At 70.5% G+C, this 20,092-nt stretch carries 19 protein-coding genes and 1 riboswitch; of the genes, 9 read left to right on the top strand and 10 right to left on the bottom strand.

Annotated features, from left to right (window positions below; genetic code table 11):
• The first annotated feature begins 11 nt into the window (after positions 1–11).
• Positions 12–974, top strand: coding sequence for a carbohydrate-binding protein (locus tag ABCR94_RS01665; protein WP_347117143.1), 963 nt, complete (start codon positions 12–14; stop codon positions 972–974).
• A 24-nt stretch (positions 975–998) separates the two neighbouring features.
• On the opposite strand, the gene ABCR94_RS01660 is transcribed toward ABCR94_RS01665, so the two are convergent.
• The 5 genes from ABCR94_RS01660 to ABCR94_RS01640 form a co-directional block, all read right to left on the bottom strand.
• Positions 999–1,850 carry a class II fructose-bisphosphate aldolase gene (locus ABCR94_RS01660; RefSeq protein ID WP_347117142.1) on the bottom strand — a complete coding sequence of 284 codons (852 nt, stop codon included), beginning with the start codon at positions 1,848–1,850 and terminating at the stop codon, positions 999–1,001.
• A gap of 34 nt (positions 1,851–1,884) precedes the next feature.
• Entirely contained in the window at positions 1,885–2,811 is a 927-nt protein-coding gene (locus ABCR94_RS01655; RefSeq protein WP_347117141.1) for a 1-phosphofructokinase family hexose kinase, read from the bottom strand.
• A 232-nt stretch (positions 2,812–3,043) separates the two neighbouring features.
• Entirely contained in the window at positions 3,044–4,198 is a 1,155-nt protein-coding gene (nagA, locus tag ABCR94_RS01650; protein WP_347117140.1) for an N-acetylglucosamine-6-phosphate deacetylase, read from the bottom strand.
• A complete protein-coding gene (locus ABCR94_RS01645) occupies positions 4,198–5,148 on the bottom strand; it encodes an ROK family protein (protein ID WP_347117139.1) in 951 nt (316 codons plus the stop codon). Before ABCR94_RS01645 ends, nagA begins: the two co-directional genes overlap by 1 nt.
• A gap of 154 nt (positions 5,149–5,302) precedes the next feature.
• Positions 5,303–6,214, bottom strand: coding sequence for an SIS domain-containing protein (locus ABCR94_RS01640; protein ID WP_347117138.1), 912 nt, complete (start codon positions 6,212–6,214; stop codon positions 5,303–5,305).
• 319 nt (positions 6,215–6,533) lie between these two features.
• Between ABCR94_RS01640 and ABCR94_RS01635 the strand changes: the two genes are divergently transcribed.
• The 3 genes from ABCR94_RS01635 to otsB all read left to right on the top strand — a co-directional run bounded on the left by ABCR94_RS01635 (position 6,534) and on the right by otsB (position 9,001).
• Positions 6,534–7,751 carry an extracellular solute-binding protein gene (locus tag ABCR94_RS01635; protein WP_347117137.1) on the top strand — a complete coding sequence of 406 codons (1,218 nt, stop codon included), beginning with the start codon at positions 6,534–6,536 and terminating at the stop codon, positions 7,749–7,751.
• Positions 7,752–7,824: 73 nt separating this feature from the next.
• Positions 7,825–8,085 carry a DUF3263 domain-containing protein gene (locus tag ABCR94_RS01630; protein WP_347117136.1) on the top strand — a complete coding sequence of 87 codons (261 nt, stop codon included), beginning with the start codon at positions 7,825–7,827 and terminating at the stop codon, positions 8,083–8,085.
• A gap of 61 nt (positions 8,086–8,146) precedes the next feature.
• A complete protein-coding gene (gene otsB / locus ABCR94_RS01625; RefSeq protein ID WP_347117135.1) occupies positions 8,147–9,001 on the top strand; it encodes a trehalose-phosphatase in 855 nt (284 codons plus the stop codon).
• 301 nt (positions 9,002–9,302) lie between these two features.
• Here otsB and ABCR94_RS01620 read toward each other — a convergent pair whose 3' ends face one another.
• Positions 9,303–10,724: an alpha,alpha-trehalose-phosphate synthase (UDP-forming) gene (locus ABCR94_RS01620; RefSeq protein WP_347117134.1), complete on the bottom strand. Its 1,422-nt coding sequence runs from the start codon at positions 10,722–10,724 to the stop codon at positions 9,303–9,305.
• Between the two features lie 64 nt (positions 10,725–10,788).
• The gene (locus ABCR94_RS01615) at positions 10,789–11,733 is read right to left on the bottom strand and encodes a glucosyl-3-phosphoglycerate synthase (RefSeq protein ID WP_347117133.1); all 945 of its coding nucleotides are present in this window, start codon (positions 11,731–11,733) and stop codon (positions 10,789–10,791) included.
• A 220-nt stretch (positions 11,734–11,953) separates the two neighbouring features.
• Positions 11,954–12,081, top strand: a riboswitch (SAM riboswitch).
• 17 nt (positions 12,082–12,098) lie between these two features.
• Between ABCR94_RS01615 and thrC the strand changes: the two genes are divergently transcribed.
• The 4 genes from thrC (at position 12,099) to groL (ending at position 16,216) form a co-directional block, all read left to right on the top strand.
• Positions 12,099–13,394 (top strand): threonine synthase, encoded by a 1,296-nt coding sequence (gene thrC, locus ABCR94_RS01610; RefSeq protein ID WP_347117132.1) that lies wholly within the window; start codon positions 12,099–12,101, stop codon positions 13,392–13,394.
• Positions 13,391–13,666 carry a MoaD/ThiS family protein gene (locus ABCR94_RS01605; protein ID WP_347117131.1) on the top strand — a complete coding sequence of 92 codons (276 nt, stop codon included), beginning with the start codon at positions 13,391–13,393 and terminating at the stop codon, positions 13,664–13,666. The genes thrC and ABCR94_RS01605 overlap by 4 nt, the downstream gene beginning before the upstream one ends.
• Before the next feature lie 440 nt (positions 13,667–14,106).
• Positions 14,107–14,310: a cold-shock protein gene (locus ABCR94_RS01600; RefSeq protein WP_005315736.1), complete on the top strand. Its 204-nt coding sequence runs from the start codon at positions 14,107–14,109 to the stop codon at positions 14,308–14,310.
• Between the two features lie 283 nt (positions 14,311–14,593).
• Positions 14,594–16,216, top strand: a complete 1,623-nt coding sequence (gene groL, locus ABCR94_RS01595; protein WP_347117130.1) for a chaperonin GroEL — start codon at positions 14,594–14,596, stop codon at positions 16,214–16,216.
• Positions 16,217–16,342: 126 nt separating this feature from the next.
• Here the strand turns inward: groL and ABCR94_RS01590 are convergent, their stop codons facing one another.
• Positions 16,343–16,516, bottom strand: coding sequence for a hypothetical protein (locus ABCR94_RS01590; protein WP_521975963.1), 174 nt, complete (start codon positions 16,514–16,516; stop codon positions 16,343–16,345).
• A 357-nt stretch (positions 16,517–16,873) separates the two neighbouring features.
• Between ABCR94_RS01590 and ABCR94_RS01585 the strand changes: the two genes are divergently transcribed.
• Positions 16,874–18,421, top strand: a complete 1,548-nt coding sequence (locus ABCR94_RS01585; protein ID WP_347117129.1) for an alpha/beta hydrolase — start codon at positions 16,874–16,876, stop codon at positions 18,419–18,421.
• An 8-nt stretch (positions 18,422–18,429) separates the two neighbouring features.
• Here the strand turns inward: ABCR94_RS01585 and ABCR94_RS01580 are convergent, their stop codons facing one another.
• On the bottom strand, positions 18,430–19,104 hold the full coding sequence (locus ABCR94_RS01580) for a Uma2 family endonuclease (RefSeq protein ID WP_347117128.1): 675 nt from the start codon (positions 19,102–19,104) through the stop codon (positions 18,430–18,432).
• A gap of 56 nt (positions 19,105–19,160) precedes the next feature.
• On the bottom strand, positions 19,161–20,009 hold the full coding sequence (locus ABCR94_RS01575; RefSeq protein ID WP_347117127.1) for a hypothetical protein: 849 nt from the start codon (positions 20,007–20,009) through the stop codon (positions 19,161–19,163).
• Between the last annotated feature and the right edge of the window lie 83 nt (positions 20,010–20,092).

The following is a 20,092-nucleotide window of genomic DNA, read 5'->3' as shown; positions in this document are numbered from 1 at the left end:
AGTGACCAGGGATGACGGCCGGGAACAACGGCACGAACAAGCCTGAGGACGACGATCCGTTCGGCTACCTCTACGAGGACGGCAAGGCGGCAGGCGCCACCCCGCCCGGCTCGGGCGGCGGCTACGGCTACCCGGGTCCCGCCTCGCAGCCCGGGGTGCCCAGAACTTCGTACAACCAGGTGCGGACGGTCGGCGAGCGCCAGTATGGGCAGCAGGTGCCCCCGCAGCAACAACAGCAGCAGCAGTACGGCCAGCAGAACTACAGCCAGCCGAACGCGCACTACGCGGCCCCCGAGCAGCAGCCCGGCGGCGCCCCCACCGGCCGCATCCCGGCTCAGCGCGGCGGCGGCGGTCGTGGGCCCAACACCAAGGGCCTGCTGATCGGCGCGATGGCGGTGGTCGCGGTCGTGGTGATCGGCATCGGCGCGGCGCTGGCGTTCGGCGGCAACGACGACGACAAGGGTTCCGAGGCGGGAGCGACGGGCGGCGGCTCGTCCGACAGCGAGTCCGTCGAGCCGAGCAAGGACCCGACGAAGGACCCCGCGAAGCCGGAAGAGCTGCCGAAGCAGGACGCGGCGACGCTGAAGCTCAGCGGTGTCTCGACCGACAAGACGATCCCCGGCGCGCGGTCCGCCAGCGGTGCCTACGTTCCGCTGAACACGCCGGGCTCTTCGGTGACCTGGTCGGTGAAGGCGCCTGCGGCAGGTGCGTACACGCTGTCCATCAATTACGGCGTGCCGGGCACGGACGCCAAGATGTCGTTGGCCGTGAACGGCAAGGACTCCGGCCGGAAGCTCAACCTGAGCAACTTCGCCAAGGCGGAGGAAGGCGCCGCGGACAAGGGCTGGACCAACACCTATGCCTGGGTGACTCTCCCCAAGGGCGAGAACACCTTCGTCATCTCCTGCGGCGACGGCGACACCTGCGACGCCAACCTCGACCAGCTCGAACTCAAAAAGGGCCACGTCAAGTGAGCCCCGCCCGTAACAACTAGACGACTAGCCCCGCACCAGCCCCAGGAAGTGCGCAACCGTCCCGGCCATCGCCTCGCGAGCCGGGACGAGGTACTTCCGGGGGTCGACCGCCGTCGGGTTCGCCGCGAGGTGGGCGCGGACCGCGCCGGTGAAGGCCGTGTTGAGTGCCGTGCCCACGTTGATCTTGACCATGCCGGCCGCGACCGCCCGGCGGATCTCATCGTCCGGTACGCCCGACGAGCCGTGCAGGACCAGCGGCACCGGGACCGCGTCGCGCAGGGCGGCGATCAGCGCGTGGTCCAGGGCCGCCGTGCGGTCCGTCATCGCGTGCGAGGAGCCGACCGCCACGGCCAGCGCGTCCACGCCGGTGTCGGCGACGTAGCCCGCCGCCTCCGCCGGGTCCGTACGGACACCCGGCGCGTGCGCGTCCAGCGGCGGCTCGCCGTCCTTGCCGCCGACCTTGCCGAGCTCCGCCTCGATCCAGATGCCGTGCTCGTGACCCCAGCGGACGGCTTCGGCGGTGGCCCGTACGTTCTCCTCGTACGTGAGCTTCGACGCGTCGAACATCGCCGAGCTGAAGCCCGCCGGGTGCGCCGCGTGCAGCAGCTCGACCGACTCGACGTGGTCGAGGTGGAGCGAGAGGGGGGCCGAGGAGGCACGGGCGACCGCCGCTGCGGCGGCGGCGATGGGGGCGAGGTCACCGCCGTGGAACTTCACCGCGTTCTCCGATATCTGGAGGATGGCGGGCGCCCCGGCCCGCTCCGCGCCGGCGGCGATCGCCTCCGCGTGCTCCAGGGTGATGACGTTGAACGCGGCGACGCCGTGGCCGGCCGTGCGGGCGGCTGTGACGAGTTCGCCGGTGCTGACGAGTGGCATGGGATCCCCTGGGGTCGGAGCTGGTGCGGTGCGGTTACGCGAGAGTGGTGTGCGGGGTCACTTCGACCCGTGGCAGCAGGTCTTCGTACGCCTTCGGGTCGAATTCGCCCGCCGCCGGCGCCAGTACGGTCGCCGCCGACAGGGCCACCGCGCGGGCCAGCCGCTGCGGCCACGGGAGCCGTTCGACGAGCCCGGAGAGCAGCCCGGCCACCGCCGAGTCGCCCGCGCCCGTCGGGTTGCCCTTGACCCTCGCGGGCGGGGCCGCGCGCCACCATCCTTCGGGGGTGGCGGCGAGCAGGCCGTCCGGGCCCAGCGAGGCGACCACGGCGTGGGCGCCGCGTCGGCGGGCGTCGGCGGTGGCGCGCAGCGGGTCGTGGTCACCCGTGAGCTGCGCGAGTTCATCGGCGTTGGGCTTGATCAGGTCGGGGCGGGCGGCGATGCCTCGGCGCAGGGGTTCGCCGCTGGTGTCCAGGAGCGTGGGGACGCCGGCGGCGCGGGCCCGGCGGATCAGTTCGGCGTACGCGCCGACCTGGACGCCGGGCGGCAGGCTGCCGCACAGGGCCACCGCTTCGGCGTCGCGCAGGAGTGCGTCGTACGAGGTCAGGAACGCGGCCCACTCGCTGGGCGCGATGACCGGGCCGGGCTCGTTGAGCTGGGTGGTGTCGCCGGTGGCGGCGTCGACGACGGCGATCGTGCGGCGGGTGTTCCCGGCGACGGGCACCAGTGCGTCGACGGGCGGGAAGCCGGCCAGCAGCCTGCGTACGTCCGCGCCGGCCGACCCGCCGACGAAGCCCGTCACGACGCTTTCGTGGCCCAGCGCCGCCAGCACCCGGGCCACATTGAGGCCCTTGCCGCCGGGGCGCTCCGCAACGTCGGTCACCCGGTGCGAGGCGTGCGGGGTGAGGGTGGGGACGCGGTAGGTGAGGTCGAGGGCGGTGTTCAGCGTGACGGTCAGGATCACCCGAATCGCCTCCGGAGGGCCGATGGGAAGCGCGCACTCTCGGGCCGGCGCCTGTCGGGGCGATCATGCCAAAGAGATGGCGGTCGGCCCATAGCCTGCGGCCGACCACGGTGTCTCACGTTGGTCTCGTTCGGTGGTGCGAGCGGTACGAGCGGTACGACAGGCGCGACACGTGCGACACGTGCGACCCGTGCGACCCGTGCAACACGTACGACCCGCGCCACCCGCGCGATCAGCCCGTCTTGGGCTCGATCACCCAAGCGCCCTTGTGCATGACGCCCTTGAGCGCGAAGTCCGCGTCCAACACCACCAGGTCCGCGTCCTTGCCGGGCTCCAGTGAGCCGACCCGGTCGGCCACGCCGAGCAGCCTGGCCGGGTTGGCGGAGATCGACCGTACGACGTCGTCGACCGGCAGCCGGTCGACGGTCACCGCGCGCCGGAACGCCGTGTCGAGCGTGAGCGTGGAGCCCGCGATCGACCCGCCGTCGACCAGGCGCGCGACCCCGTCCTTGACCTCGACGGCGAGCGGCCCGAGGTCGTACATGCCGTCGCCGAAACCCGCCGCGTCCATCGCGTCCGTGATGAATGCCACCCGGGACGCGCCCGCGTGGTGGTACGCCAGCTGGAGCGACGCGGGGTGCAGATGTGTGCCGTCGTTGATCAGCTCGACGGTGATCCGCTCGTCCTCAAGGAGCGCGGCGATGGGTCCTGGCGTGCGGTGGCCCAGCGGCGGCATCGCGTTGAAGAGGTGCGTGGCCACGGTTGCGCCCGCGTCGATGGCCTCCACTGTCTGCTCGTACGTCGCGTCCGTGTGGCCGATCGCGGCGATCACCCCGTGCTCGGCGAGCAGCCGCACGGAGTCGATGCCGCCGGGCAGCTCGGTGGCCAGCGTGAACATCTTCGCCGTGCCGTGCGCCGCGTCGATCAGCTTGCGGACCTCCGCCGGGTCGGGATCGCGCAGCAGCCCCTCGCTGTGCGCGCCCTTGCGGCACGGCGAGATGAACGGGCCCTCGAAGTGGATGCCCGCCAGGTCACCCTGCTCGACCAGCTGGGAGAGCAGCGCGGCCTGCTTGGCGAGGACGTTCATCTCGCCGGTCACCATCGACGCGACGATGGTGGTCGTGCCGTGCTCGCGGTGCGTCCGTACGCCCTTGAGTACGTCGTCGGCGGTGCCCGAGGTGAACGACGCGCCGCCGCCCCCGTGCACGTGCATGTCGACGAAGCCCGGGACGATCCAGTGCCCCGACAGGTCGAGGGAGGGGGTGTCGTCCGGGGCGGCGCCGACGATGCGGTCGCCCTCGACGATGACCCGGCCGTTCTCGACGGTCCCGGTCGGAAGCACCACCCTGGCGCCGGAGAGAACCTTGCTTGCAGCGCGTCCGGCCATCAGGCGGATACCTCCGTGGATTCCATGGATTCCGTGTCGAGCAGGTCCCAGGCGAGCAGCCCCGCGCCCAGGCATCCGGCGGTGTCCCCGAGGGCAGCCGGCACGATGTGGGGGAGCTTCTGGAACGTGACGCGTTTCGCGACGGCCGCCCGCAGGGGTGTGAACAAGGTTTCCCCCGCCTCGGCCAGTCCGCCACCGATGATCAGCGTTCCGGGGTCAAGCAGGGTGAGTGCGGTGATCAGCCCGTCGGCCAGCGCGTCGACCGCGGTCTGCCAGACCAGGCAGGCCGCCGGATGGCCCGACTCGACGGCCTTCGCGCAGTCCGCGGCGTCGGCGTCGGGGTCGCCGGACGCGGCGGCCCAGGCGGCGGACACGGCGGACGCGGAGGCCAGCCGTTCCAGGCAGCCGCGCTGCCCGCAGCCGCACGGGGGGCCGTCGGGGCGTACGACGATGTGCCCGATCTCGCCCGCGTTCCCGTTGGCGCCGGCCTCGATCCGGCCGTCGATGCCGATGGCTCCGGCGATCCCGGTGCCGAGCGGCACGAACAGGAACCGGTCGGTGCCCCGCCCCGCGCCGATCCGGCCCTCGGCGAGGCCGCCGGTGCGGACGTCGTGGCCGAGGGCGACGGGGGTGCCGTCCAGCCTGCGGCTGAGGAGCTCGCGCAGCGGTACGTCTCGCCAGCCGAGGTTGGCCGCGTAGACGGCGATGCCGTTCTCCGCGTCGACGATGCCGGGGACGGCCACACCCGCCGCGGCGGCGCTCTGGCCGAAGTGTTCTTCGCCGTACGCGCGCAGATCGGCGGCGAAACCGACGATCGACTCGACGACGGCATCGGGCCCCCGCTCTCTGGCGGTGGCCCGGCGCGCCTCGTGGAGCAGCGCGCCGTCGGCTCCGACCAGCGCGGCTTTCATTCCGGTGCCGCCCACATCGAGGGCGATGACGTGTCTCACAAGGGACAGTGTCGCGCGTTGACCCAAGAAAGGTCTAGTCCACTTACGTGTGATGGTTGCGCGGGGCGACGATTTTTACTGCTGGCTGGGGCCGGGCACGGCATGGCGGGGCCGGCGGGGTCGAAGTTCGGCCCCACCGGCCCCTCCGATCGGCCTAAGCCTCCGTCAGGATCACGCTGCGCGAGAGGTTCCGGGGGCGGTCCGGGTCGTAGCCCTTCGCCTCCGCCAGGACCACCGCGAGGCGCTGCGCGCGGATCAGGTCCGCCATCGGGTCCGCGGACGCGCGGTTGACCACCGTGCCGCCGACCCGCGCCACGTCACCCGCGAGCCCCTCCGGCAGCGTGCCGAAGACCCACGCCACCCGGCCGGGGCCGGTGATCGCGATCGGACCGTGCCGATACTCCATCGAGGGGTACGACTCCGTCCACGCGCCCGCCGCCTCACGCATCTTCAGCCCGGCCTCCTGGGCGAGCCCGTACGTCCAGCCGCGCCCCAGGAACGTCCACTGCTCCGCCGAGACGGCCGCCTCGGGCAGCGGCTCGGTGACCGCGAGCTCCGCGTCCACCGCGGCTTCGGCCACCGTCTTCACCCCGGCGGGCAGCGGGCCCGACGCTTCCAGGCCCGCCCGCAGGAACGCCAGCGCCGTGGTGGCGAAGCGGGTCTGCACGACCGACTCCTCGTCCGCCCAGCCGAGCACCGCTACGGTGTCGGCCGCGTCCATCACCGGCGTTTTGGGGTCGGCGGTCAGCGCGAGCGTGGCGATCTTGCCGCGCAGGGCGCCGAGCAGTTCCAGCACCTCGGTCGTGGTGCCCGAGCGGGTGATGGCCACGACCCGGTCGTAGGGCCGGCCCGCGGGGAACTCCGAGGAGGCGAAGGCGTCCGTCTCGCCCTGCCCCGACGCCTCCCGCAGCGCCGCGTACGCCATGGCCATGAACCACGACGTCCCGCAGCCCGTGACGGCGACCCGCTCGCCCGGCTGCGGCAGTCCGTCGAACGAGGCGGCGGCCTCGGCCGCGCGTCGCCAGCAGGAGGGCTGGGTGGCTATCTCTGTCGCGGTACGGGACATCTGGTGCGGCTCCTCGTGGTGTGACTCTGGATGTGACTCGTGCTGTGACTCATGGCGTGACTCATGGTGTGACTCGTGCTGTGGCTCTGGGGCAAACAGCCGACCGGACGTGCATAGCAGTCCGGGTGCCTGTTGCGAAAGGTGTTGCCGAAGCGATACCGGGGTGGTGTAGACCTCATTACCCGCAGTAGGTGAACATTGCAGCTCATACACTTGTCCGACATGCGTGGGGATCGCCTCGGGCAAACGAATCGAGGGTGGGGAAAGAGCTGTGCATCGGCGCTTCTTGGGTCTGACCGCGACAGCGGCAGCACTGGGCATGACAGTGGCGCTGGCCGGGTGCGGAAGCAGCGGCTCCGGCGGCGACGTCACCCTCAAACTGGTAGCCGCGGACTACGACCTCGACGGCGGTGACACCACCAAGCAGTACTGGGACGGTGTCACCACCGACTTCGAGGCCGCGCACGAGAACATCAAGGTCGACGTCGAGGTCATCAGCTGGACGGACGTCGACCGCAAGGTCGCCGAGATGGTCGCTGCGGGCAAGGCCCCCGACATCGCGCAGATCGGCGCGTACGCCGACTATGCCGCCCAGGACAAGCTCTACGCGGTGGACGACCTGCTCTCCATCCCCACCCAGGCCAACTTCCTGGCGCCGCTCGCCGACGCGGGCGAGGTCAGCAGGGTCGCGTACGGCATGCCGTTCGTCGCCAGCACCCGGCTGCTCTTCTACAACAAGACGCTCTTCTCCCAGGCCGGCCTGAAGGCCCCCAAGAGCTGGGAGGACCTGGAGAGCGCGGCCACGAAGCTCAAGGGTCGCGGCGTGAAGTACCCGTTCGCGCTGCCGCTCGGCAGCGAAGAGGCGCAGGCCGAGACCATGAACTGGATGCTCAGTGGTGGCGGCGGCTACACCGACTCGGTCGGCTCGTACACCGTCGACTCCGACCAGAACATCGCGGCGTTCCGCTGGCTGAAGGACAACCTCGTCGGCAAGGGCCTGACCGGCCCCGGATCACCGGGCAAGCTCAACCGCAAGGACGCCTTCGCGGCGTTTTCCGGCGGCCAGGTCGGCATGCTCAACGGCCACCCCTCGCTCATGCAGCAGGCCAAGGGCAAGGGCGTGAAGTTCGGCATGGTGCCGCTGCCCGGCCCCGGCGGCAAGGCCAAGTCGAGCATGGGCGTTGCCGACTGGGTGATGGGCTTCAAGCAGAACGGTCACCGCAAGGAGATCGGCACGTTCCTCAACTTCGCGTACAGCGACGAGAACGTCCTCGAATTCGCCGACCAGAACGACATCCTGCCGGTCACCGTCTCCGCCTCCGAGTCGATGGGCAAGGACCCCGCGCACAAGGACCTGTGGCAGTTCCTGGACGCCCTGCCGGACTCGACCCTTCCGCCGGTCGGCAAGACGTCCTGGGCGAAGGTCAGCGAGAGCGTCAAGAAGCAGATCGGCTCCACGGTCGAGCCGGACGGCGACCCGGCCAGTGTGCTGGGGGCGATCGGGCGCGAGGCTGCGGCGACGGAGAACGCGGAGTAGCAGGGGGAGTAGGAGTGGAGTAGGAGCGGAGGAGCAGTGGAGTGGGTGGCGGGCTCCGGCCTAAACTGGCCGGATGCCTGACCCTGACCCTGACCCGGATGCGTACGGTCCCGAGCTCTCCGAGCGCGGTCGTGCGCTGCTCGCCGTCGAGCGGCAGTCCTGGGCCGGGCCCGGTGCCAAGGAACGGGCCATAAGGGAGCAGCTCGGCATTTCGCCGACCCGCTACTACCAGCGCCTCAACGCCCTGCTCGACGACGCACGCGCCCTCGCGCACGACCCCGTCACCGTCAACCGGCTGCGGCGGGTCCGCGACGCCCGTCGTGAGCGGCGCTGAGAGCGCCGGTACTCCTGCCCGGCCCCCTGTCGGGTGGGCCCCGCGCCGGTAGGGTCGAGGCATGGGCAGCCAATCGCATTCCCTGTCGACCGACTTCATACCGGCCACCACCGGCGGCCGTGACGGCCTCGCCGCGCTGCTGGCCGAGCCCCGACGGGCCGTCGTCGGGCTCGACTTCGACGGCACGCTCGCCGAGATCGTCGCCGACCCCGAGCAGGCCCGCGCGCACCCCGGCGCGGTGCCGGCGCTCGCGGCGCTCGCTCCGCGGGTCGCGTCCGTCGCCGTGATCACCGGGCGCCCGGCGGGCGTCGCGGTCCGCTACGGGGGCTTCGCCGGTGTCCCCGGCCTGGAGCACCTCGTGGTGCTCGGCCACTACGGCGCGGAGCGCTGGGACGCGGTCAGCGGTACGGTGCACGCCCCCGCCCCGCACCCCGGCGTGCGGGCCGCACGGGCGGAGCTGCCGGGGTTCCTCGACGGCATCGGCGCGTGGCGGGGCTCCTGGATAGAGGAGAAGGGCCAGGCCGTCGCCGTGCACACCCGGCGTGCGGCCGACCCCCAGGCGGCGTTCGAAGCGCTGCGTGGGCCTCTCGCGGAGCTGGCCGCGCGGCATGGCCTGATCGTTGAACCGGGCCGCCTGGTCCTTGAGTTGCGCCCGCCCGGCGTGGACAAGGGGGTGGCGCTCGGCGAGTACGTGCATGAGGTGGACGCGTCCTGCGTGCTGTACGCCGGGGACGACCTGGGAGACCTGGCGGCGTTCGCAGCGGTGGAGAAGCTGCGGGCGGAGGGGACCCCGGGGCTGCTGGTGTGCAGCGGTACGGAGGTTCCGGAGCTGGCGGAACGGGCGGATCTGGTGCTGCCGGGGCCGGCGGCGGTGGTGGCGCTGCTTGGTGCGGTGGCGGAGGCGGTTCGGGAGTAGGGCGCGGGTGGGTGTGCGGGTGGGTGGGTGCGGCGGGGCCCGGGTGCGGGCGGGCCCCGGGCCCCTGGGACGCCCTTCGGGCGTGTCCTCAATCTCCCCCATTGCCTTAAGGGCATGGGAGGGACCCCCTCGACGGGCTGAAGTTGCCCGGCATTTTCAGCCTGTCCGGCGATTGAGGTCCGGGGTCTGGGGCGGAGCCCCCACGCGGCGGTAGCCGCAATTGTCACAGCCGGGAAGGGGCGGGTAGGGGAACAAGCCCCGCGCAGCGGCCCACCCGCGTCAGCGCCCGCACCCGCCCTCCTCAGCCACCGCCCCGCAGCGCCTCCAGCTGGTCCAGGAACCACTGCTGCGGCGGCAGCGCCGTCGCCGCCGCGGCCAGGCGCTTCGTTCGCTGCGCCCGCTCGTCCGCCCCCATGGACAGGCCCGCGTGCAACGCGTCCGCCGTCGCGAGGACGTCGTACGGGTTGACCACGAGCGCGTCCTCGCCCAGCTCCTCGAACGCCCCCGCCTCCCGCGAAAGCACCAGCGCGCAGCCCTCGTCCGAGACGACCGGGACCTCCTTCGCGACCAGGTTCATGCCGTCGCGGATCGGGTTGACCAGGGCGACGTCCGCCAGCCGGTACGCCGCGAGCGAGCGGGCGAAGTCGTCCTTGACGTGGAGGATCACCGGCGTCCAACTCTCCGTACCGAACTCGGAGTTGACCGCATCAGCTGTCCGCTGGACCTCCGCGGTGTACTCGCGGTAGATCGCCAGGTCCTGCCGCGACGGGTAGGCGAAGGCGACATGCACCACCTTCTCGCGCCACTCGGGCCGGTCCCGCAGCAGCTGCCGGTACGCCAGCAGCCCGCGCACGATGTTCTTCGACAGCTCCGTGCGGTCCACCCGCACCACCGCCTTGCGCCCCGCACCGATCTGCTCGCGCAGCGCCACCATCCGCTCCGCCACATCGGGCCGGTGCGAGCGCTCCCGCAGGAAGTCGGCGTCGGCGCCCAGGCCGTGCACCCCCAGCTCGGTCGAGGCGAGCGCGTCGGCGCCCAGCAGCTCCGTACAGCAGGCCGCGAACGCGTCCGCCCAGCGCCGGGTCAGGAACGCCGCGCGGTCCGCGCCGAGGATGCCGCGCAGCAGCTGCGCGGCGATGTCGTCGGGCAGCATCCGGAAGTAGTCGACCGGCGCCCACGGGGTGTGCGAGAAGTGGCCGATCCGCAGATCGGGCCGCAGCTCCCGCAGCAGCCCGGGGACCAGCGCCAGGTGGTAGTCCTGGACCAGCACGGCCGCGCCGTCGGCCGCCGACTCGGCCAGCGCCTCGGCGAACGCCGCGTTGTACTTCTCGTACGACGCCCACTGCGCCCGGAACTCCGTGCCGAACACCGGCTCCAGCGGGGTCTGGTACAGCAGATGGTGGACGAACCACAGCGTCGAATTGGCGATCTCGTTGTACGCGTCGGCGTACACCTCCGGGTCGATCCCGAGCATCCGCACCCGCTGCCCGCCGGTCTCCGCCGGGTCGAGCAGGCCGCCGGTGCGCCGCACCGCCTCGCGGTCACCGTCGCCGAGCGCCGCGCACACCCACAGGGCGTCCGTGTCGGGGCCGATGGCCGACAATCCGGATACGAGCCCGCCCCCGCCCCGGCTGGCCGTGAGCGAGCCGTCCTCGCCGAGCGCGTACGAAACGGGGCCGCGGTTGGACGCGACGAGAACCTGAGCACGGGGTTGGGAAACCATGTCGCGAACCTAGCCCGTCCTGGAAACACTCAAACGTACGGCCGGTCCTCGTCGCACTGTGCGATCACGCCGCGCGCCGCTCCTGGTACTCCTCGATCTCCCGCATCGGCGGCCGTTCCTCGGTGTCCACGGCCGTCGTACGCGGTACGAATCCCTCCGCACCGCGCTCGAACTGGGTGAGCGCCGGCCGCACCAGGTGCCCCCGGGAAAGCCGCAGCTGGGCCGTCCGGTAGATCGCCGCGGCCATCCGCCCCAGCGCCTGCCCGTCCTGGTGGCGGTGCTTGCGTATGCCCACATCGACCTGTCCCAGCGCGTCCAGACCCACCGTGTGCAGCGAGTCGACGAGCAGGCCCAGCTCCACTCCGTAACCGACGGGGAAGGGCAGCCGCTCCAGGAGAGAGCGCCGCGCCGCGTACTCGCCGCCCAGCGGCTGGACGAACCCGGCCAGCTGCGGCCAGTGCAGATTGAGCAGCGGCCTGGCCACCAGCTCCGTGACCCGGCCGCCCTGGCCTGCGGCCTCGCCGAGCGGGCGGTCGTACATCGCCTTCACGAACTGCACATCGGGATCGGTGAGCAGCGGCCCGACGATGCCCGAGACGAATGACGCCGAGAAGTCCCTGAGGTCCGCGTCGACGAAGCAGACGATGTCACCGCCGGTCACGAGCAGTGACCGCCACAGCACCTCGCCCTTGCCCGGCATTGTGGGCACGCGCGGCAGTATCTCGTCGCGGTGCACCACCCGCGCGCCCGCCGCCGCGGCCACCTTCGTCGTGGCGTCCGAGGAGCCGGAGTCGATCACTACCAGCTCGTCGACGAGCGGCAGGGCCTCCATCAGCTCACGGCGGATCGTGGCGACGATCGCGCCGACCGTGGCCTCCTCGTCGAGGGCCGGCAGGACGACGCTGATGGTGGCGCCGCGCCGCTTCTTGGCCGCGATCAGCTGGTCGAGCGGGCGGTCCGCCGCAGACCAGGACCGCCTGGGCAGCCAGCGCTCCACCTCTTCCAGCACGTGCGTTCTCCCTGCTGTGTGACCGTTGTGGGACTGTCGTGGGACTGTCGTGGGACGGCTGTGGGGGCTGCTGTGTGACTGCTGTGTGATCCATCTCGCGGTGCGGACGACTACCTCAACCCTCCGGGGGTTCGGTTACAGTCTTGAACAACGCGGATGACCGTCGCATATCGGGGGCCATCACGCGGACAAATGCCCGGACCTCGGTCCGGTGCCATAGCGCTCATCCAGAGGGACTGAGGGAACGGCCCGTTGAAGTCCCGGCAACCACCCAGCCGACCGAGAGGTCATGGCGGGGAAGGTGCCAATTCCGTCTCGTGGCGAAATTCGTCGCGGGGAAGATGAGGAGAAAGGGCCTCGCCATTATGGCTTCGCAGACCGTCGCCGCTGAAGCGCACACCGTAAAAGCCGCAGTAGACCTCGGACCCGCCACGGCGCTTTCGTGCCGTGAGTGCGGAGAGCGTTTTGAACTCGGCCCGATCTTCGCCTGTTCTTCCTGTTTCGGTCCCCTTGAGATCGCATACGACCTCCCGTTCGGTGACGCGGAATCCCTGCGCAAGCAGATCGAGGCCGGCCCGGAGAACATCTGGCGCTACGCCCCCCTGCTGCCCGTCCCCGTCGACGTGGCGTCGAAGCCCAGCCTGAACCCCGGCTTCACCAAGCTCGTCAAGGCCGACAACCTCGCCCGCGAGCTGGGCGTCACAGGCGCCCTGTACGTCAAGGACGACTCGGGCAACCCGACGCACTCCTTCAAGGACCGCGTCGTCGCCATCGCCGTCGAGGCCGCCCGCGCCTTCGGTTTCACCACGCTCTCCTGCTCCTCCACCGGCAACCTGGCGGGCGCGGTCGGCGCCGCGGCCGCCAAGGCCGGGTTCCGGTCCTGCGTGTTCATCCCGCACGACCTGGAGCAGGGCAAGGTCATCATGGCCTCGGTGTACGGCGGCAACGTGGTCGGCATCGAGGGCAACTACGACGAAGTGAACCGGTTCTGCTCCGAGCTCATCGGCGACCCGCTGGGCGAGGGCTGGGGCTTCGTCAACGTCAACCTGCGCCCGTACTACGGCGAGGGCTCCAAGACCCTGGCGTACGAGATCTGTGAGCAGCTCGGCTGGCAGCTGCCCGACCAGATCGTCATCCCGATCGCCTCGGGATCGCAGCTCACGAAGATCGACAAGGGGCTCAAGGAGCTCATCGCGCTCGGTCTGGTCGAGGACAAGCCGTACAAGATCTTCGGCGCCCAGGCCGAGGGCTGCTCGCCGGTGTCGACGGCCTTCAAGGCCGGGCTCGACGTCGTACGGCCGCAGAAGCCGAACACCATCGCCAAGTCGCTGGCCATCGGCAACCCGGCGGACGGGCCGTACGTCCTGGACATCGCCCGGCGTACCGGCGGCGCGGTCGAGGACGTCAATGACGAGCAGGTGGTGGACGCCATCAAGCTGCTCGCCCGTACCGAGGGCATCTTCGCGGAGACCGCGGGCGGGGTGACCGTCGGCGTGACGAAGAAGCTGATCGACGCCGGTCTCCTCGACCCGGCCCTCACCACGGTCGTGCTCAACACGGGCGACGGCCTGAAGACCCTCGAAGCGGTGGCCCCAACCACGGGCCAGTCCGCCGTCATCCGTCCGACCCTGGACTCGTTCCGAGAGGCTGGCCTCGTATGAGCGTCAAAGTTCGCATCCCGACCATTCTTCGCCCGTACACCGGTGGCCAGGCCGAGGTGGCGGCCGAGGGCGCGATCCTCTCCGAGGTCATCGCGGATCTGGAGAAGAACCACACCGGCATCGCGGCCCGTGTCCTGGACGACCAGGGCAAGCTGCGCCGCTTCGTGAACGTCTACGTGAACGACGACGACGTGCGCTTCGAGAGCGGTCTGGAGACCGTCACCCCGGACGGCGCCGGCGTCTCGATCATCCCGGCCGTCGCGGGCGGCTGATCCACGGCCGACGTACTCACCCAGAGCTAACGCAATTGCCCTCTCCGCGACAGAAGCGGAGGGGGCAATTCTCTATGGTTGAGCGCGGTACAGTTGGGGAAGCCCCCTCCGCTGCTTGTGCCCGGCGCATATGTGAATGCGATCCCGCGCGACAAGAAACAGCCAAAGTGTTCGAGCGAATTGCCGCTGAAGCGCGCTTTGTCCGGCCCGACTTGCCCTGGAATACGGTGAATCCCCCCTATTCGGGTGTTCGGCTGTGCCCGGATTTCTCGTCCGATTGACCTGTTGCAGAGGGCAGTTGGGCAGATACATTCAGCCGCGGTCGACGCGTTCCGGCGCACATCCTCTCCTGTTCTTTCGAGGGCTGGCTGAGGGTGAGGTCTGACCCGGGTTCCGCGAAGTGCGGGCCTGTGCAAGGGCCAGTAATAGGGGAGTTAGGCATGGCTCAGGGCACCGTCAAGTGGTTCAACGCGGAGAAGGGGTACGGCTTCATCGCGGTCGACGGTGGTGCGGATGTTTTCGTCCACTACAGCGCGATCCAGATGGACGGTTACCGCACCCTTGAAGAAGGTCAGCGAGTTGAGTTCGAGATCTCGCAGGGCCAGAAGGGTCCGCAGGCGGACATGGTCAAGCTCGCCGTCTGATCTCGGCGCGATCGACCACCGACGCAACTCACGCACGGAGGGCCTGTACCCCACACGGGGTACAGGCCCTCCGTGCGTGTCCCCTCCCCGGGACGGCCTTGCACTCAAGGGGGTCGAGTGCTAATCATTGGCGTTAGCACTCTCCTAGTGAGAGTGACAGAAGGACTGGGTCGGCGAGGCCCGCAGGCCTTGTGGGGCAAGGAACCACGAGGCAGGCAGGCCGTCCGTCGCGGGCGCCATTCAGTCCATCGCACTCCACCCCAGTCCGGGAGGACCACTTCACATGGCTAAAATCATCGCGTTCAACGAGGAGGCACGGCGCGGTCTCGAGCGCGGGATGAACCAGCTCGCCGACGCCGTCAAGGTAACCCTCGGCCCCAAGGGCCGTAACGTCGTCCTCGAGAAGAAGTGGGGAGCCCCCACGATCACCAACGATGGTGTTTCCATCGCCAAGGAGATCGAGCTCGAGGACCCGTACGAGAAGATCGGCGCCGAGCTGGTCAAGGAAGTCGCGAAGAAGACCGACGACGTTGCCGGTGACGGCACGACGACCGCGACTGTCCTCGCCCAGGCTCTCGTCCGCGAGGGCCTGCGCAATGTTGCCGCAGGCGCCAACCCCATGGCCCTCAAGCGTGGCATCGAGAAGGCCGTCGAGGCCGTCTCCGCCGCGATCCTTGAGCAGGCCAAGGATGTGGAGACCAAGGAGCAGATCGCTTCTACGGCCTCCATCTCCGCCGCCGACACCCAGATCGGCGAGCTCATCGCCGAGGCGATGGACAAGGTCGGCAAGGAAGGCGTCATCACTGTCGAGGAGTCGCAGACCTTCGGGCTTGAGCTTGAGCTCACTGAGGGCATGCGTTTCGACAAGGGCTACATCTCGGCGTACTTCGCCACCGACATGGAGCGTATGGAGTCGTCGCTCGACGAGCCGTACATCCTGATCGTCAACTCCAAGATCAGCAACGTGAAGGACCTCCTTCCGCTGCTTGAGAAGGTCATGCAGTCGGGCAAGCCCCTGCTGATCATCGCGGAGGACGTCGAGGGCGAGGCACTGTCCACGCTCGTCGTCAACAAGATCCGTGGCACCTTCAAGTCCGTTGCCGTCAAGGCTCCGGGCTTCGGTGACCGCCGTAAGGCCATGCTCGGCGACATCGCCATCCTCACCGGTGGCACCGTCATCTCCGAGGAGGTCGGCCTCAAGCTTGAGAACGCCGGTCTCGACCTGCTCGGCCGTGCCCGCAAGGTCGTCATCACCAAGGACGAGACCACGATCGTCGACGGCTCCGGTGAGAGCGACCAGGTCCAGGGTCGCGTCAACCAGATCCGCGCCGAGATCGAGAACTCCGACTCGGACTACGACCGCGAGAAGCTCCAGGAGCGCCTGGCGAAGCTCGCGGGCGGCGTGGCCGTCATCAAGGCCGGCGCCGCGACCGAGGTGGAGCTCAAGGAGCGCAAGCACCGCATCGAGGACGCCGTTCGCAACGCGAAGGCGGCCGTCGAAGAGGGCATCGTCGCCGGTGGCGGCGTGGCGCTTCTCCAGGCCACCGCGGTCTTCGACAAGCTTGAGCTCACGGGTGACGAGGCGACCGGCGCGAACGCCGTGAAGCTCGCCCTGGAGGCCCCGCTCAAGCAGATCGCCGTCAACGGTGGTCTTGAGGGTGGCGTCATCGTCGAGAAGGTGCGCAACCTGCCCATCGGTCACGGCCTGAACGCCGCGACGGGTGAGTACGTCGACATGATCGCCGAGGGCATCATCGACCCGGCGAAGGTCACGCGCTCCGCCCTGCAGAACGCCGCGTCCATCGCTGCGCTCTTCCTCACCACCGAAGCGGTCATCGCCGACAAGCCGGAGAAGTCTTCCGCGCCTGCCGGTGGCGGCATGCCCGGCGGTGACATGGACTTCTGAGCCACGGCTCAGCGGTACATGGCTGCACGGAAACCGAGGGCGGCACCTTCCACGCGGAGGTGCCGCCCTCGGGCGTTTCCCGGGGGGCGGACGGTGGCTCGGGCGTGTGCGGCTCTACGCCATGCGTCAGGCCGCCGGGTGGGCGACGAACACGACTTCCTCGCGGTCGTCGTCCAAGGCGATGTTCAGGGACGCGTCCAATGCCCCGGTCAGGCGCCGCAGCAGAAGCAGGGTCGGTACGGCGTCGGCGCCCTCGATACGGGAGATCTTCGCCTGGGTGAGCCCGGCGCGTGTCGCCACTTCGGTCTGTGAGAGACCGAGCTCTTTGCGGCGGCGTCCGGGAGCTCGACGTACCCCTCGGCGAGCTTCTTCTCGGGGGCCAGTGTCCAGCGCGTGTGATTCATCGTGTGTCCCCTTCCTCGCCGCGGCTGTACGTCGTGTGGGCCGGGCCGTGCTTGCTGCCGCACACCCTACGGGCCGTCACCGCGCGGGCCACTTGTGCGGACTGCCCGTGCCGTGCGCCCGACGCGTGGCCCGGGTGCCCAAATGGTCCGGCCCGCGCCGGAGTTGGGGTTTGTTCTTCCGGGGGTAAGCCCCACCCCCGGGACGCCCGGTGTCCGGATGGGCCGGGCGGGCCCGGTCCGCGAGGCTCTCGGTATGAGAATCACGCGCACCACACGCAGCCCCCGTGCCGGACGCACCGCCGCGCTCGTGCTGCCCGTCCTGGCCGCCGCGCTCGTCGCCCCGGCCGTTGTGTCCGCCGCTCCCGCCAACGCTGCTGCCGCGCCCGTCGCCGCGTCCGTGTCCGGCGGGGCCGTTCGCTGGGAGCCGTGCACCAGTCCCGGGCTCGATCCCCGGCAGGAGTGCGCCACCGTCGCCGTGCCGCTGGATCACCGCAAGCCGCACGGCAAGCAGATCTCCCTCGCCATATCGCGCATCCGCAGCGAGAACCCGGACGCCCGGCGCGGTGCGCTCCTGCTGATCCCCGGCGGGCCCGGCGGGTCCAGCGTCGACGGGCCGTCCAAGAACGGGAAGAAGCTGCCCCAGTCGGTGCGGGACGCCTACGACATCATCGGCTTCGACCCGCGCGGCGTCGGCCGCTCCACGCCCGTCAGCTGCGGGCTCGCCCACGCGGACCTGTCCATGCTCAACCTGCGCCCCTGGCCCGCCGCCGACGGCAGCATCGACCAGAACGTGGCTGGTGCCCGCCGCACCGCCGACGCCTGTGCCCGCAACGGCGACGACGTCCTGCGCAGCATCAGCACCCGCACCGCAGCCCGGGACATCGACCTGATCCGCCGCGCCCTCGGCGAGCGCAAGCTCTCGGCGTGGGGAGTGTCGTACGGGACGTACGTCGGGGCCGTGTACGCGCAGCTCTTCCCGCACCGCACCGACCGCTGGGTCCTGGACAGCAACGACGACCCGGACCCTGAGCGCGTCGCCAGGGGCTGGCTCGCCAACTACGCGGTCGGCGTCGAGGACTCCTTCCCCGACTTCGCCGCTTACGCGGCCGCCCCCGGCACCCCGGACCGGCTCGCCGAGCGCCCCGAGGACGTACGCCCGCTGTTCCTCGCGCTCGCCGCGAAGCTCGACCGCGAGCCCCTGCCGTGGCCCGGCGCGAACCCCGAGCAGCTCAACGGCAACATGCTGCGCCAGACCCTGGTCGACAGCCTCTACTCCAAGACCCGCTTCCCCGCCCTGGCCCGCCTGATCGCCGCCGCCCGCGCCAACACCGAGCTGCCCGCCGCCCCGGCGATCCCCGACGCGGCCATGCAGAACATCGCAGCCGTCGCGGGCGCCACCCTCTGCAACGACGTCGACGCCTGGCGGGGCACCTCCCCGCGGGAGTTCCAGCAGGACGTCACCAAGAGCCGCAGGACCCACCCGCTCACCGCCGGCATGCCGGTGAACACCACGCTGTGCGCGTATTGGAAGGACCGCCCGCAGGAGTCCCCGGTACGCATCACCCCGCGCGGCCCGTCGAACATCCTGCTCGTCCAGAACGAGCGCGACCCCGCCACCCCCCTCGCCGGCGCCCGCAAGCTGCGCACGGCGCTGGGCGACCGGGCCCGTATGGTCACCGTCGACGCGCTCGGCCACGGCTCGTACGTCACCAACGGCAACGCGTGCGGGGATCGGGTGGTGACGGACTTCCTGGTCACGGGCGCCCGCCCGGCACGCGACCGGTTCTGCGCGGGGTCTTAGGGGGGGGCTCAGCGGGCGTAGTCCTTGAGCTTCTCGGTTTGCAGGGTGATGCCGACGGGATCGGGGAGCACGACCGTGGTCCCGTACGGATAGGTGGGGTGCTGCCGGTACGCGCCGTTCTCCGGCTCGCTGTGCACCGTCAGGGTGTCGTTGTCCCGGTCGATGAGCAGATACACGGGGATGCCGGCAGTGGCGTAGCCGTCGCGCTTCTCGTGGCGGTCCCGCCGGTCGGTGTCGGCGTCGTGGGAGGTGACCTCGACGGCCATGAGGACGCCCTCGGGGGTGGCCCACTCGGACTGTCCGGCGAAGTGCCCAATCGGAGCGAGGGCGCCGTCCGTGCGGGCGCGGCCACTGCGGTACGTATCGATCACCAATCCCTGTTCCGGGTACAACCCCAGGTCGGGGCGGCTATGCATGCACTCCCGCATGAGCCACATGTAAATCTCTCCGTGGTCGCCGTCCGGCACGGGCTTGACCCTTAGGTTTCCGTTGAGGAGTTCGAGTGTCACGGTCTCGGGTGCCCTGCGGGCGAGTTCCTCGAAGTCCTCGACGTGGATCGGGCCGTGCTTGACCAGCAACCGCCCCCCGAGGAATTCGAGCCTCACGTTCCTGGGCGCCCTGCGGGAAAGCTCCTCGAAGTCCTCGATGGACATCTCCGGGCGCTTGGCGGTGCTGGGGGTCATGGCGTCGCCTCCTCCCCTACATCGTGCCCCGCTTCTGGCGCGAGTGGGCTGAACGGTCATGCGCGGGTCCTTTCTGTCGGTCGGGTCGCCGCCGCCCTGACCTCGGCCGCGCGGGTGCGGACCTCGGCCGGGGAGAGGCCTCCGGTGTCGCGTACGGGGGCGGGCTCGCCCCGGCATTCGGCGCAGGTTCCGCCGGGCAGGGCCTCCGGGGGCCCCGGTACGCCGCACAGCGCGCATTCGAGGGCACGCAGGACCGGGCGGGGCGGGGCCTGCGGCGTACGGTCCGGTGGGAGCTTGGACAGGCGCCGACGGGCGAGCGACACCGGCTTGTGGACGGGCGTCGGTAGCCCGCCGGTGAGTGCGTGGAGCACCTCCTGCGCGGTGGCGCCCAGGCTGAACCAGTCGTCGACCAGCGGTTCCAGTTCCACACAGTCGGCGGCGGACAGCGACATGGCGGGGGTCGTACGGCCGAGCGCCGCGAGCAGGATGTACGCCCGTGAGCGGGTGGGGCGCGGAGATGGTTCCTTCGGTACGTCGCCCCTGCTGAAGGCCGCCCACCACGTGTCGTCACGTGCCGTACGCGTGAACCACGTACGGGTCACCCAGCGGGCGCTGCCCGAGCCGATGACGTGCTCGCTGCCTCGGCGCAAGTGCCCTGCGCGCTGGAGGTGGTTGAGGGCCGTGCGGAGTGCGCACTGGCCGTACGGGAGCACCTTGGCCAGGGTCTTCACGGAGATGTCCGTGCCGTCCGGGACCCGGTCGAGGTATGCGGCGATGGCGGCCTCCCGTGGCGGGAGGTGCGCGAAATCGTTCGCTGTGCGGGTGAGTTGGTCGGGTGTGGACCGTTTGCCGTAACCCGGCTTGGCCATCTGATGCGGGGCAGGATTAAGCTGGCTGGAAGCCATGTGATCGCTCACTTCGATCTAGTGGTTAGACCCTCGTCGGTGGTTGCACACCGGCGGGGGTTGTTCGTTATTCGGGCACGTTA

Origin of the sequence: Streptomyces changchenzhani (assembly GCF_039766235.1) — a bacterium.
Taxonomy (GTDB): Bacteria; Actinomycetota; Actinomycetes; order Streptomycetales; family Streptomycetaceae; genus Streptomyces.
The sequence above is the reverse complement of the archived record's forward strand: the minus strand, read 5'-3'. Positions and strand labels throughout refer to the sequence as shown.